This is a genomic window from Anaerotignum sp., assembly GCF_051877975.1.
Lineage (GTDB): Bacteria > Bacillota > Clostridia > Lachnospirales > Anaerotignaceae > Anaerotignum_A.
In genome coordinates, this window is record NZ_JBJEJK010000031.1 from 1 (window position 1) to 14,329 (window position 14,329).

Annotated in this window: 14 protein-coding genes; 5 read left to right on the plus strand and 9 right to left on the minus strand. The window is 47.3% G+C overall.

From position 1 onward, the window contains the following. Positions 1-82: 82 nt before the first annotated feature. Both ACI39P_RS05515 and fumC read right to left on the minus strand, forming a co-directional pair. Positions 83-1,261 (minus strand): malic enzyme-like NAD(P)-binding protein, encoded by a 1,179-nt coding sequence (locus tag ACI39P_RS05515; RefSeq protein ID WP_439719682.1) that lies wholly within the window; start codon positions 1,259-1,261, stop codon positions 83-85. A gap of 102 nt (positions 1,262-1,363) precedes the next feature. Beyond that, positions 1,364-2,728 (minus strand): class II fumarate hydratase, encoded by a 1,365-nt coding sequence (gene fumC / locus ACI39P_RS05520; protein ID WP_439719683.1) that lies wholly within the window; start codon positions 2,726-2,728, stop codon positions 1,364-1,366. Positions 2,729-2,890: 162 nt separating this feature from the next. Between fumC and ACI39P_RS05525 the strand changes: the two genes are divergently transcribed. Next, entirely contained in the window at positions 2,891-3,184 is a 294-nt protein-coding gene (locus tag ACI39P_RS05525; protein WP_439719684.1) for a thiamine-binding protein, read from the plus strand. A 36-nt stretch (positions 3,185-3,220) separates the two neighbouring features. Beyond that, complete coding sequence (locus ACI39P_RS05530; RefSeq protein ID WP_439719685.1) at positions 3,221-3,856, plus strand: HAD-IA family hydrolase; 636 nt, start codon at positions 3,221-3,223, stop codon at positions 3,854-3,856. A gap of 52 nt (positions 3,857-3,908) precedes the next feature. On the opposite strand, the gene galT is transcribed toward ACI39P_RS05530, so the two are convergent. The 5 genes from galT to polA are packed head-to-tail and all read right to left on the minus strand — an operon-like array spanning position 3,909 to position 10,345. Then, positions 3,909-4,871: a galactose-1-phosphate uridylyltransferase gene (galT, locus tag ACI39P_RS05535; RefSeq protein WP_439719686.1), complete on the minus strand. Its 963-nt coding sequence runs from the start codon at positions 4,869-4,871 to the stop codon at positions 3,909-3,911. A gap of 2 nt (positions 4,872-4,873) precedes the next feature. Next, on the minus strand, positions 4,874-6,484 hold the full coding sequence (locus ACI39P_RS05540; protein WP_439719687.1) for an ABC transporter substrate-binding protein: 1,611 nt from the start codon (positions 6,482-6,484) through the stop codon (positions 4,874-4,876). Between the two features lie 23 nt (positions 6,485-6,507). Continuing rightward, positions 6,508-7,062, minus strand: a complete 555-nt coding sequence (locus tag ACI39P_RS05545; protein WP_439719688.1) for a lytic transglycosylase domain-containing protein — start codon at positions 7,060-7,062, stop codon at positions 6,508-6,510. A gap of 15 nt (positions 7,063-7,077) precedes the next feature. After that, entirely contained in the window at positions 7,078-7,668 is a 591-nt protein-coding gene (coaE, locus tag ACI39P_RS05550; protein WP_439719689.1) for a dephospho-CoA kinase, read from the minus strand. A 16-nt stretch (positions 7,669-7,684) separates the two neighbouring features. Next, positions 7,685-10,345: a DNA polymerase I gene (polA, locus tag ACI39P_RS05555; protein ID WP_439719690.1), complete on the minus strand. Its 2,661-nt coding sequence runs from the start codon at positions 10,343-10,345 to the stop codon at positions 7,685-7,687. A 245-nt stretch (positions 10,346-10,590) separates the two neighbouring features. On the opposite strand from polA, the gene ACI39P_RS05560 reads away from it, so the two are divergent. Beyond that, positions 10,591-11,589 carry an ABC transporter substrate-binding protein gene (locus ACI39P_RS05560; protein WP_439719691.1) on the plus strand — a complete coding sequence of 333 codons (999 nt, stop codon included), beginning with the start codon at positions 10,591-10,593 and terminating at the stop codon, positions 11,587-11,589. A 70-nt stretch (positions 11,590-11,659) separates the two neighbouring features. On the opposite strand, the gene ACI39P_RS05565 is transcribed toward ACI39P_RS05560, so the two are convergent. After that, positions 11,660-11,887 (minus strand): hypothetical protein, encoded by a 228-nt coding sequence (locus ACI39P_RS05565; RefSeq protein ID WP_439719692.1) that lies wholly within the window; start codon positions 11,885-11,887, stop codon positions 11,660-11,662. A gap of 52 nt (positions 11,888-11,939) precedes the next feature. Further along, on the minus strand, positions 11,940-12,587 hold the full coding sequence (locus ACI39P_RS05570; RefSeq protein ID WP_439719693.1) for an isochorismatase family protein: 648 nt from the start codon (positions 12,585-12,587) through the stop codon (positions 11,940-11,942). 147 nt (positions 12,588-12,734) lie between these two features. Between ACI39P_RS05570 and ACI39P_RS05575 the strand changes: the two genes are divergently transcribed. Further along, positions 12,735-13,481 carry an ATP-binding cassette domain-containing protein gene (locus ACI39P_RS05575; RefSeq protein WP_439719694.1) on the plus strand — a complete coding sequence of 249 codons (747 nt, stop codon included), beginning with the start codon at positions 12,735-12,737 and terminating at the stop codon, positions 13,479-13,481. Then, positions 13,471-14,289 (plus strand): ABC transporter permease subunit, encoded by an 819-nt coding sequence (locus tag ACI39P_RS05580; protein WP_439719695.1) that lies wholly within the window; start codon positions 13,471-13,473, stop codon positions 14,287-14,289. The genes ACI39P_RS05575 and ACI39P_RS05580 overlap by 11 nt, the downstream gene beginning before the upstream one ends. The last annotated feature ends 40 nt before the right edge of the window (positions 14,290-14,329 follow it).

Below are 14,329 nucleotides of genomic sequence, written 5' to 3' on the forward strand. Positions count from 1 at the left end.
TTAAGACGCTGTGCCTGTAATATGCCCTTTTAGGGCTGGTGCAAACCACTAGTTTTACTAGTGGTTTTGATTACACTCTGAATCATTCTGGTTTCACACGAGCAATGCCTTCCTCAACAGCAACATCGGCAACCGCCTTTGCCACCGCATCGGCAACGGATTTATCCAATGCGGATGGAATAATATTCTCCGCACTGAGTTCTTCTTCTGGGATCATCGCCGCAATGGCGTAGGCTGCCCGCTGTTTCATGCCCTCGGTAATTTCCTTGGCGCGCACTGCCAATGCCCCTTTGAAGATACCGGGGAAAATCAGTACATTATTGATCTGGTTAGGGAAATCGGAACGGCCTGTGCCAACCACAACCGCGCCGCCAGCTTTGGCTTCCTCCGGCATGATTTCCGGCACAGGATTTGCCATGGCGAAAACAATGCCCTTATCCATCGTTGCCACCATTTCTTTTGTAACCATGTTGGGTCTGGAAACACCCACAAAAGCATCTGCCCCTTTCAGCGCATCTGCCAGCAAGCCTTTTTCGTGGTGCAGATTACTGATATGGGAAATTTCTTCCTGCCCCGCGTTGAGGCCTTCGTCCCCTTCGCAGATGATGCCGTTTTTATCGCACATAATGATATTGCCGAAGCCCATGCTGATAAGCAGTTTCCCAATGGCAATGCCTGCGGCACCGGCGCCATTGATAACAATACGCATTTCGCCCATTTTCTTTCCTGTTACCTTCATAGCATTCAGCATTGCCGCCGCTACCACAATGGCTGTACCATGCTGGTCATCATGGAATACAGGAATATCACAAATTTCCTTCAATCTTCTTTCGATCTCAAAGCAGCGAGGTGCAGAAATATCTTCCAGATTGATGCCGCCAAAGCTTTTAGAGATCAAATAGATGGTGTTGACGATCGTATCTACATCCTTAGAATCGATACATAAAGGGAACGCATCCACATCGCCAAATTCCTTGAACAGCACACATTTTCCTTCCATTACAGGCATCCCCGCCGCAGGGCCGATATCCCCCAACCCCAGAACTGCTGTACCATCGGTGATAACAGCCACCAGATTGGAACGTCTGGTCAGGCGGAAGGATTCCTCATAGTCCTTTTCAATCACACGGCAGGGCTCTGCCACACCGGGCGTATATAACAGGGACAAGTCCTCTCTCGTTTCCACAGGTTTTCTGGAAACTACTTCGATTTTCCCGTTCATTTCATAATGCAGTTTCAATGCTTTTTCGTTAATATCCATATAAATACTCCTTTTTGTCTTTGGCGGAGAAACACAATGCATTCCGTTCTGCATCAGCCTGCAAGCAGACGATGCAAGGGTCTTCATGCCTTCATCTCCGCTTTATACCATCTCTTCCGGATGGAATACTTCATCAAATTTATCTTCTGTCAGGAAGCCCAGAGCAATACACGCTTCTTTCAGGGAAATATTTTCCGCATGGGCTTTTTTTGCTGTTTTTGCCGCATTTTCATAGCCAATATAAGGACTCAGGGCCGTTACCAGCATCAGGGAACGGTTTAGATTTTCTTCCATTTTTTCTTGATTCGCCTTGATGCCGCAAACACAATTCATACGGAAGGAATCCAGCACATCTGCCAGCAGACGCACGCTCTGCAAATATTCATGAATCATCACAGGCATAAATACATTCAATTCCAGATTCCCCTGAGAGGCACAAATGCCGATACCTGCGTCATTAGCCATGACCTGTACCGCCACCATGGTCACCGCTTCGCACTGGGTAGGGTTTACCTTGCCGGGCATGATAGAGGAGCCGGGTTCATTTTCCGGAATGAAAATTTCACCCAGACCACAGCGGGGGCCGCTGGCCAGCCAACGTACATCGTTAGCAATCTTCATCAGATTCGCTGCCAGTCCTTTCAGAGCACCGTGAACAAATACGATTTCATCCTTAGCTGTCAGAGAATGGAATTTATTTTCCGCCGTGATAAAAGGAATCCCCGTCAGTTTGGAAACCTCTTCTGCAGCCGCTTCCGCAAAGCCGGCAGGCGCATTCAGCCCCGTCCCAACGGCTGTGCCGCCCAAAGCCAGCTCCGCCACTTCCGCAAGGCTCATTTCAATCATTTTTTTATTCTTTTCCAGCATATTTCTCCAGCCGCTGATTTCCTGAGAAAAGGTGATGGGCGTTGCATCCTGCAGATGGGTTCTGCCTGTCTTGATGATGCCCTCATTTTCCTTTTCCAGGCGAAGCAGTTCTGCAATCATTCTTTCGAGGGCAGGAATCAGCTTCTTCTTGGTTTCCAAAACAGCGGCAATGTGCATGGCTGTCGGAAAGGTATCGTTGCTGCTCTGGCTCATATTTACATGGTCATTGGGATGCAGCAGCTTTTCTCCGGCAATCTCATTCCCTCGATTGGCTACTACTTCATTCATGTTCATATTGCTCTGGGTGCCGCTGCCTGTCTGCCATACTGCCAAAGGGAACTGATCATCCAGTTTGCCCGCCAGCACCTCATCGCAGACCTGCCCAATAATGGCGCAGCGTTTTTCGTCCAATTTGCCCAGCCGGCAGTTTGCCTGCGCCACAGCCTTTTTCAAAACAGCGAAAGCATAGGTAATCTCTTTAGGCATTTTTTCTGTGCCAATCTTAAAGTTTTCATAGCTTCTCTGGGTCTGTGCGCCCCAGTAGGCATGCAAAGGCACCTTCACTTCACCCATAGAATCTTTTTCAATGCGATATTCCATACCAATTTCTCCTTTGTATATTTATATAAAAGCCTGAAAATTTCTCTGTTTTTTAGTGTAACACAACCACCCCCTGCCTGCAAGCACCCTTGTCTTTTCCTGTAAAAAATGATAGAATTTCTTCATAAGATTAGACACAATTCAGAGAAGGAGGAATCAAATATGTATACGACAAGCATCGCTATTCAGGTTCTGCCTGATGTTTCCGATATGAAAACAGTCTGCGCAATTGTAGACCAGGTCATCGCTTATATCGAAAGCACCGGCTGTCATTATGAAGTAGGTCCTTTTGAGACGGTGGTCGAAGGAGATTTTGACAAGCTGATGGAAATTATCAAACGCTGTCAGGAAATCCCCCTCGAGGCAGGCGCACCTTCCACTAAAGCCTATGTGAAAATTTTCCATAACCCTGCCGGTGTTCTCACCATCAACGAAAAAATCGACAAATACAGATAATACAGACAAAAACTTTATTAGAAAAGGAACATATATATGAAACATATCATTTTTGACTTGGATGGTACCCTCATTGATTCGATGCCCGTTTGGCGTGGCACAGGGGAAACCTTCCTGACCAGACATAACTTCCCCGTTCCGGAAAATCTTTTGGATATCGTAAAAAGCCAAACATTATATCAGACGGCAGAATATTTTCGAAATACGCTTGGCGTTCCCATGGAGCCTCAGGCGATTGTAGATGAAATCATTTCTTTTGTAGAAGATGCCTATCGCCATACCATTCCTCTGAAGGAAGGCGCAAAGGCATATTTAGAAGCCATGGCAAAAAAAGGAGTAAAAATGTGTATCCTTACCGCTTCCGAGGCCAGCTATATCCTGCCCGCTCTGGATCGATTGGATATCCATAAATATTTTGACTGCATCCTCACCTGTACGGAGCTGGGAGAATATAAGGAGGATGGGAAAGCCTTCTTGACTGCCATGGAAAAACTGGGCGGCACACTGAAAGATACAGCTGTTTTTGAGGACGCCGGCTATGCCATAAAGGGCGCCAAATCCGCAGGGTTTACGGTTTATGCCCTTTTGGATGATGCCATCCGCAAAAACGAAATTGAAAAAATCAAAAAACTGGCAGACAAATGTATCCATTCCTATCAAGAACTGCTGTAATCAAAAAGGCACAGGCATCTTTTTCAAGACGCCTGTGCCTTTTCCTTTTCTTTCATTCTTCTTCTGGCTCTCCTCGATAATATCTTGCCGCCCGTTCCGGGCTTACCATATTGATAAAGCAATCTGTAGCATATTCAAAACCGGCAAAGCCGCCGATACGGGGCAATATTTCCATATGCCAATGGAAATCCGTATTTCTGGGGCCATCCATCACGCAGATATTGTAGCCGATATCCTCTTTGAGCCCTGTCACCTTCTGCAGAATTTCCCAGAAAAGGCCGGCAAGATCTTTTCTCTGTGTATCATCCATATCTCCAAAGTCCCTTTGGTGTTTTTTGGGTGCCAGCCAAACCTCATAGGGAAACCTGCCGGCATAAGGGGTGATAGCCAGAAAATGTTCCGTCTCCTTAACGATGCGCTTTCCCTGCTTTCTTTCATAGGCAAGCATTTTGCAGAAAAGACAATCCTCCCCCTGCATTTTTTCCGCCATAGCTGCCGCCCGTCTGGGCACAATGGGCAGCCCCATCACCTGCCAATGGGAATGGCGGATGCTCATTCCGGCAGAAGGCCCGCAATTTTTAAAAATCTGCACATATTTCGTCTGTTCCCTGCTGCGGAAATAATTCAGCCGATCCTGCAATACACGCAGCACCTTTTCAATATGTTCCACGCTGAAGGTATCTATGGTTTCATCATGATCCGGGGTATCTACCAACACCTCGTGTCTGCCGATCCCTGCCGCCTGTTCATAAAAGGCTTCCCCTTCGATCTCTCCGCAGTCTTCTTTTACTGCCGGAAACATATTGGGGAATACCCGCATCTGCCATGCGCCATCGGGCCCATCCTGATAGACTGCATCGGTGGTCCATGTTTCATGGCCGCCGCAGAAAGGGCAGTTTTCATTATTTGTATGTTTTGCCTTGGTATTATGGACAAATTCATAGGGGCGATTCTTTCGATTCTCCGCATAAAGCGTCATTTCTCCCGTGAAGGGATTTGTTCTGAATTCAGACATGTTCATTCCCCTTTCTGATATGTCCATTTTTCGATTCCCCAGAAAACATTGCTTTCCACAGGGCTGATCTCCCCGCCTATATTTTTAGAGGCAAATACCGCCTGATTCCGATAGGCAATACTGATATAAGGCAATTCCTCCGCCAGTTTTTTCTGCAGGCTGCTGTAGGCCAGCAGGGTCTGCCCTTCGCCGACGGCTGTTTTCGCCGCCTCCAGCAGCTGATCCACTTCCGGGTTGCTGTAGCTGATATAGTTCAAGCTGCCGCCTGTGCCAAAGAATGGCGTCAGATCTGTCACCTCGGAACATTTCCATCCGCCGACAACAATATCAAACTGCCCATTCATAAATCTTTCCTGATATACCGCAAAGGGCTGCTGGTCGATCGTAATCTCGAAACCAAGGGCGGTCAGTTCTTCTTTCAGCTTGGAGGCAATCTGCCGTCTGCCGGTATTTTCCTGATTTACCAAAATCGTCGCTCTCAAAGGCTGAGATACACCATTGAGGGTCTTTTCCAGCCTGCCGTTGCCGTCTGTATCCGTCCAACCGCTGTTTTTCAGGAAAGTAGCCGCCATAGTGGGATTATATCCATAGAGAGCCACATTTTCCTCATAAAGCCAGCTTTTGGGGTTGATCGGCGTATTGGTCATCACGCCGTAGTTCAAATAAACACTTTCCATCAGGCTTTCCTTGGGCAGGGCATAAGCTACCACCTGTCTCAACGATTTATCCTGAAACAATTCCTTTTTGAAATTGAAAGCGATAAAATCATATTCGTTAGAGGTATACTGATAGATGCCGGAAATATCTTCATCAATATATCTGCCGGCTTCCATGGCATCCGTCACCAAAATATCTGTCATGCCCTGCTCAAAGGCATTGATATCTGTTTCCTCTCCCGCTGTGACCTTCACACGGATGCGGGGGATATTCGGTGTTCCTCCATAATAAGAAGTATTGGCCTCCAGCATCAGTTCTGCTGCCTGCTTATAGGAAAGCAGACGATAGGGGCCATTGCCCATAGGCGTCAGGTTCATCTCCGCCTTGGGGTCATTTTGGCCGCCATAATATGCAGCAGAAATAATGGGGAACCGCAGAGCTTCTATGTTCGAGCTGAAATTTTCATAGAAGGTAAAAATAACTGTATATTCCCCTGCTTTCGTACACCCGCTGACGTAATTCAGCACCTTTTTATAGACAGCATCCTCCGGCGCATTTCTGATGGTATTCAGAGAATATACCACATCATCCGCCGTTACCCTTCCGCCGTTTTGCCAGAGAATGTTTTGGTTCAGCTGTACGGTCAGGCTTCTGCCGTCCGGGCTCATTTCCCAGCTTTCCGCTACGGCGGGGCAAGCTTTTCCACTTTCATCAAATTCCATCAGCGGCAGATATATCAGCTTCAAAATGCGGTCTACCGTTTCTTCCCTGTTCAAAAGGGGGTTCAGAGTTTCCGGGACGCGCATGGAAAGATTTAAGGTATCTGCCTCTTCTTCCAGCATATTTTCCCCGCCTACTGCAGTAAAATCTTCTTCCGCCTGCTCCTGCCCGTCTTTTCCGCAGCCGGAAAAGCACAAACAAAGAACCAGCAAGAGAAACCAAATCCTTTTTTTCATATTGCTTCCAATCCTCTCAAAAGCTATCCTAGGCGGTATATATAGCGGTATGCCTTTTCCGCCAGTTCCACTCGCCTTACATAGCTTTTTGTTTCTCCATAGGGTATTTCATCCAACGTGATGCCATCGCGGCTCATTTCTTCATCCACCAGCCATTTTGCAACATTGCCATGGCCTGCATTGTATCCGGCAAGGGCCGTTTCCCTTACCCCATCGAATTTTTCATTGAGCCAGTACAGATACCAGCAGCCAATGCGGATATTGGTATCCGGGTCAGTCAAATCAATGGTATCTGGGTCCAGTCCCATTTGTTCTGCCGCCCACCAGCCAGTCTCCTTCGTCACCTGCATCAGCCCCACCGCTCCCGCGGAAGAGACTGCCTCCGGCTCGAAGCGGCTCTCGCAAAAAATGACACCATAAACCAAGCTTTCCTCCAACTGATACTGCTTGGCGTATTTTTCCACAATATCCTGATATTCCATCGGCAAAACACGGGGAAGCACCACGCAATAGCCAAAGGTCACCAGCAGTATCAGGGATACTGCCAGGGTAAACAATTTCTTTATGAATCGAATCATTTTCGTTAGCTTCCTTTATATTGTTTTCAATAGTTCAAATAACTGCCTTTGCAGATAGGCCAAGTCTTTGCTGTTATCGATGACAGTATCCGCCGCCTGTTTATATTCCTCCCAGCTTTTCTGGTTGGCAATTCTGGCTTTTGCCAGCTCGTAGGTCACATGATCCCTCTCCATGACTCGCTGGGCGCGGACTTCCGGGTCTGCATAGACCACCCAAATCACATCGCAGACTTTATCCAGACCCGCTTCCAAAAGCAACGGGGCATCCAACACGATGGCTGTTGCAGTTCCCGCCTCTTTTGCTGCGGCAATTTGTCTGTCTACCTCTGCACAAATATATTTATGGGTACACTGGTTCAGAAATGCCAGCTTTTCCCCATCATGGAAAACAATCTCCCCTAATTTTTTTCGGATGATATTGCCATTCTCGTCCAAAATCTCCGTACCGTAATAAGCGATGATCTCCTGATAAGCCGGTTCTCCCTTCAGAATAATTTCATGGGCAATCTGATCCGCATCTATAATGACAGTTCCTGCTTCCGCAAGGCTCTTGCTGACAACACTTTTGCCGCTGCCGGTGCCGCCTGTCAATCCAATCACTTTCATAGCTTTCTCCCTCGTTTTATTTCGCTTCAAACCAGGATGCACCCTCATGCACATCCACATCCAGAGGAACGGCAAGCTGTACTGCCTGTTCCATATTTTCCTTCAAAATCTTCGCCACAGCTTCTTTTTCCTCTTTATCGGTCTCGATGAGCAATTCATCATGTACCTGCAAAATCAGGCGGGAACGGAAACCGCCCTCCTGCAAGGCTTTATGCACCTTCACCATGGCGATCTTGATGATATCCGCCGCACTGCCCTGAATAGGCATATTCATTGCCGCCCGTTCCCCAGCCGCCCGCTGGATATAGTTTCCGCTCTGCAGTTCCGGCATAGCCCGTCTTCTGTTCCAAAGGGTAGAAACATAGCCATCCTTAGCGCCATTTTTAATCGTCTCATCCATAAATGTCTTGATTTTAGGATATTTTGCAAAGTAGGCAGAAATATATTCCTCCGCTTCCTTTCGGGAAATGCCCAGATCCTGCCCCAGGGTAAAGGAACCCTTGCCATAGATGATACCGAAATTGACCGCTTTGGCATTGCTTCTTTGCAAAGGGGTCACTTCCTCAAAGGGCACATGGAACACCTGGGACGCCGTCAGTCTATGGATATCCTGATTATTTTTGAAGGCATCGATGAGGGTTTCATCCCCGGAAATATGAGCCAGCACCCGCAGTTCGATCTGGGAATAATCCGCATCCAGGAAGCAGTATTCGTCGCTTTCGGGAATGAATACCTTTCGCAGCTCCCGCCCCAATTCCAAGCGGACAGGGATATTCTGCAGATTCGGCTCTGTAGAAGAAATCCGCCCCGTTGCCGTGATAGTCTGGTTGAAGGTAGAATAGATTTTCTCTGTATTCATATCCATCACTGCCAGAAGTCCATCGGCATAGGTGCTTTTCAGCTTTGCCAACTGTCTGTAATGCAAAATACGCTCTACAATAGGGTGTTCCATCCGCAGCTTTTCCAGTACATCCGCCGCTGTGGAATAGCCGGTCTTTGTCTTTTTGCCGCCCTTTAAGCCCAGTTTTTCAAAAAGGATCACCCCAAGCTGTTTGGGAGAATTGATATTAAATTTTTCCCCTGCCAAAGCATAGATTTCCTCTTCCATGCCGTCTATGCTCTCTTCCAGACGTTTCTGATAGGCCAGCAGAGCTTCTTTATCCACCTTGATGCCGTATTTTTCCATATCCGCCAATACATAGATCAGAGGCATTTCAATTTCATAGAACAAGGTTTCCTGCCCATTTGCTTTCAGCTTTTCCGCCATGACAGCCTTTGCACGGAAGGAAATCTCCGCCTGTCTGGCGGCAAAGGCTGTTCTTTCCCCTTCGGGCAGTTCCGCAAAAGCCTTTTTTGCCCTGCCCTTACCTAGCACTTCTTCTGCAGATGGATACGTCTCGTTCAGGAAGGTATTGGCGATATCATCATATTCATAGGAACTGCCTGTAGCGTTCAGGATATAAGCTCCAATGGCGGTATCGAAGGATGCTTCGAAGCCATCATAGCCATACCCCCGCAGCAGCTTGATATCCCGCTTTACATCATGCCCGATTTTTTTGTAGGCAGGGTCTTGGAAGAAATCCTGGAAGATTTTCAGGATATCATCCATCAAAAGCTGCATGGATGCTTCCACAAAAACACCGCCCAGCTTTTCCTGATACAGGGCAAGCCCCTGGCAGGCATCATTATCATATAGGAAAATATAAGCTGTTTCGCCTTTTTCCAAGGCAGAAAGAATGCGTTCCGCCCCTTCCCTGTCGGCAATCAGCTGATAGTTTTTTTCTTCTTTTTGGGGCGCAGCAGAAACTGCCCCTTCAAAACGGCTGAACATGCTCTTAAATTCCAATCGTTTGATCAGTTCATAGGCCTCTGCGTTGAACATATCTTTGATACGCAGGGCTTCCGTATTCCATTCCAAGGGCATATCCCGCACGATGGTTGCCAAAAATTTGCTCAGTCTTGCCTGTTCCTGAAATTCCGTCAGGTTTTCCGATGCTTTTTTCGGCTTGATTTCCGCCGCATGAGCAATGGCCGTTTCGATATCATGATACTGCTGGATGATCTTCGCCGCTGTTTTTTCGCCGATACCGGGCACGCCGGGGATATTATCGGATGCATCCCCCATCAGTGCCTTCATATCAATAAATTCCGTAGGCGTTACCCCATATTTTTCTGCTACATCCGCCGCATAGTAATCCTCCGTTTCCGTGCGTCCCCCTTTGGTCTTGGGGATGCGGACTTTCAGTTTTTCCCCTGCGATCTGCAGCAAATCTCTGTCCCCGGATACCACTACGGGCAATACGCCGTTTTTCTCTGCCAGAGCAGACAGGGTTCCCAAAATATCATCGGCTTCATAGCCTTCCTGTTCAAAAATGGGGATATGCATAGTCTGGAGCACTTCCTTCAGCAAAGGCATCTGCTCCCGCAGTTCTTCCGGCATTCCTTTTCTTGTTCCCTTGTATCCGTCAAAGGTTTTATGGCGGAAGGTAGGTGCGTGCAAGTCAAAGGCCACCGCCAGATAATCAGGGGTTTCTTCATCCATCAGTTTAAATAAAATATTCAGGAAGCCATATACCCCGTTGGTATAACGGCCCTCCCCATTTGTCAGCAAAGGAACTCCGTAAAAAGCACGGTTCACAATGCTGTTCCCGTCGATCAGCATAATTTTTTCAGCCATAAAACAGCCTCCTAAATTTCATAATTGGAAAGCAATACCACAAGCAGACATTCTTCTGCCCTACTTTTTTTGCTTTCCCCAATCTATCAAAAGCAAAAATGCGTAAAACTCCACATTAAATTTTATTATACACCAAAACATAGAAAAAACCTATCTCCGAACAGAAAAAAATACCCAGACAATATACTTTTTTCTTTCCATTCGCATATAGTTGAAAGAAATCATTTTCTCTCAGGAGGAGTACTATGAAAAAGAAGATCAGTTTGGCTCTGGCAGGGCTGTTATGCTTAACTGCAGGGGCAGGCTGCGGTTCACAGCCGGAAGAAAACGCCCTCACATCGGTGCGTCTGAATGAGGTTGTACATTCCGTTTTTTATGCGCCCCAGTATGTGGCTCTGGAAATGGGCTATTTTGAAGAAGAGGGGCTGGATGTAACCGTAGCTGTGGGCAATGGAGCCGATAAATCCATGACTGCCCTCCTTTCCGATTCTGCGGATATCGCCCTTCTGGGCACCGAAGCAGGTTTGTATGTTTACGCTGAAGGGAAGGAAGATTATCCCAAAACCTTTGCCCAGCTGACCCAGCGGGCAGGCAATTTCCTGGTTTCCCGGGAAGAGGAACCAGATTTCCAGTGGTCTGACTTAGCAGGAAAATCTGTCATCGGCGGGCGCTTGGGCGGTATGCCGGAGCTGGTTCTGGAATATGTCATCAAGGAAAACGGCATGACCATCGGGGATGATATGGAAATCATCAATAATATTGATTTCTCCTCTACTGCTGGGGCATTCCTTGGGGATGTGGGCGATTATACCGTTGAATTTGAGCCTGCAGCAACCACATTGGAACAGAGCGGCGCAGGGCATATCGTTGCATCCTTGGGGGAAGCCAGCGGCTATGTCCCCTATACGGTCTACATGGCAAGGGATGATTTCATGGCAGAACATCCCGATATCATCGAAGCCTTCACCCGTTCCATCTATAAAGGACAGCAGTGGGTAGAGAGCCATACTTCCGCCGAGATCGCCGAAGTCATCCTGCCCCAGTTCCCCGATAGCGATGCAGAAACCCTGACCACCATCATCGAACGCTACAAATCTCAGGATACTTGGAAAACAGATCCCACTGTTTCCGAGGAAGGCTTCGCTCTCATTCAGGAGATTATGATGGAAGGCGGCGAATTGGCGGAAGCCATTCCCTATGGGGATATCGTTGTCACCGATTTTGCCGAAAAAGTCATGCAGTAACTTAAATTTGTTGCTTTCATCAAAAAAGGAGCAGCAGGTTCTTGCCTGTTGCTCCCCATTTTTTTGATTTTCAATCCTCTTTTGTATCAAAAATTAAAATCAAAGAAAAGATAAGGATGCCCGCTGTCAGCAGCAGCGCCCAGATGCAGGGAGACTGCTTCGCATAGTTCCAAACATTCGGAGACCAACTCCCCTTTACCATTTCCAAGCCCTGAATCACACGCAGCAGGAACAGTTCCAAAGATAGCGTAAGTCCTCCGAAAATGATCCCCAACAATCCAACTGATTTTCTTTTCACAATAATCTCCCCATCATCATACAATGCTACTTTTCCGTCATTTTTTCATGTTTTACTCTGGTGCTGTTTCGTCTTTCTGTACTCTTCTCTGTATCTCTCCTGCAAAGTCCTCCACGGCAAAGCCTTCTTCACAAAATTCTGCGGAAGAAGTGAGGACAGCGCCGACCCTTGCCATATCCTCCATATTTACCCGCTGAATTTCCTCCGTGTTGGAGGAACAGCAGTCCTCGATGATGACAATATTATAATCCAGAGACAAGCCATCGTAGCAGGAGGTACGGATACAATTTGGTGTAGTTGTTCCTGTCAGAAAAACCGTTTTTACCCCCAGTCTCCGCAGGATCAGATCCAATTCTGTCTGGAAAAATGCGGAGAAGCGAGGTTTTACAATGGTATAATCCCCTTCCACAGGCTGAAATTCCTTGGGCACATCGATGGACAAAGGCCCTGTGCTGCCGGGTGCAAGGTAGCGGCCGCCCCCTGCCCAGCTGTCATAGCGGGTAAATTCCACATCACTGCCGTTTTTGCGGTAAATGCGGTTCACAAAGAAAACAGGGATGCCCCTTTCCCTTGCCTTTTGGATGACTTTCCCGCAGGCAGGCACGCTGGCCGCCGCCTGTTTGATGCACAAGGGTGATTTCTCGCTGATAAAAGCATTTTCCATATCGATCACGACCAAAGCCGTTGTTTTCCAATCCATTTCCGATTCCCCTTTCACAATCCTGTTTTCTGAAAATATACCATATTTTTTCTTTCCTGACTACTGTTTCTTTCCCAAGGGAAAAGCACCATTTGTCCCTTTTGCAATATATTAAAAGTATCAAAATTCCCAAGGGAGGTCGTTTCCATGCGCCCCATCGTTTCGTTAGAGGACGTCAGCCTGCGCTATCACAGTATCAGCGGGGAGACGCCTGCGGTTTCCCATTTGAATCTTACCGTCCAATCAGGCGAATTCATATCTATCGTTGGCCCCAGTGGCTGCGGTAAATCCACCATTCTTTCCATGCTGGCAGGGCTGCTGGCTCCATCGGAAGGGCACATAGAAGTCAATGGCAATATCGGCTATATGCTGCAAAAGGATTATCTTCTTCACTGGCGCAGTATCCGTTCCAATGCCCTTTTGGGCTTAGAAATACAGAAAAAACTGACACCGGAAACCATTTCCTACGTGGATGCCCTTCTGGAGCAATATGGCCTAGGTGATTTTAAGGAGAGCTATCCCTATCAGCTTTCCGGCGGTATGCGCCAGAGGGTCGCCCTCATCCGTACCCTTGCCATCCATCCCGATATTTTGCTTCTGGATGAGCCTTTTTCCGCACTGGATTATCAGACTCGTCTGTCCGTTTCCGATGAAATCGGTACCATCATTCGAAAAGAAGGAAAGACCGCTATCCTTGTCACCCACGATATTTCTGAAGCTATCAGCCTTTCTGATCGTGTTGTTGTGCTGTCGAAACGCCCTGCAAAACTCAAGAAAATTTTCCCCATCCGCTTCTCTATGGCAGAGCATACCCCTATGCAGGCACGGGAAGCGCCGGAATTCAAGGATTATTTCAATGCTATTTGGAAGGAGTTAGATGTCCATGTTTCATAAAAAAGATTTGAAAGCCGTCTCCAAGGAACAAGCGGCTTTTCTTTCCCGTATACAAAAACGAAAAACAGCGATACTGGCTCTGCAGATTCTTCTGTTGGTCTCCTTCTTTCTTCTTTGGGAAATTGCCGCCAGGCAGGGCTGGATCGATCCTTTCCTATTCAGCCAGCCCACCCGCATGCTGGCTTCTGCCATGGAAATGATGCAGGATGGAACCCTTTTCCTGCATATCGGTACGACCCTTTGGGAAACCGTAGCCGGCTTTCTTTTGGGAACGATTTTAGGAACATTGACGGCGGTATTGCTCTGGTGGAATCGCTTCATCTCTGATGTAATGGAACCCTATCTGGTCGTTCTCAATTCCCTGCCCAAAACCGCCCTGGCCCCTATCATCATTGTATGGTTCGGAAATAATCAATCCTCCATCATTATCGTAGCTCTTCTTACCTCTGTAGTTGTTACTATTCTTTCTGTTCTGAATGGCTTTTTGCAGGTAGATGAAGAACGCATCAAACTCATCCAGATTTTTGGCGGTACAAAACGGCAGGTTTTGACAAAGGTCGTCTTTCCTGCCAACATCCCCTGTATCCTTAATGCCTTGAAGATTAACGTGGGGCTTTCCTTTGTGGGTGTGATCGTCGGGGAATTTTTAGTAGCCCAAGATGGATTAGGCTTCCTCATCATATATGGCGGTCAGGTATTCAAACTGGATTGGGTCATGATGAGTGTCATCATCCTTGCCATTTTAGCAGCTGTGATGTATCAGGCTATTGCTCTTTTAGAAAAACGATTTACCAAAGATAACGTATAATTAGTTTCGCAAATTCAATTTCATAAAAATAGACATGGTC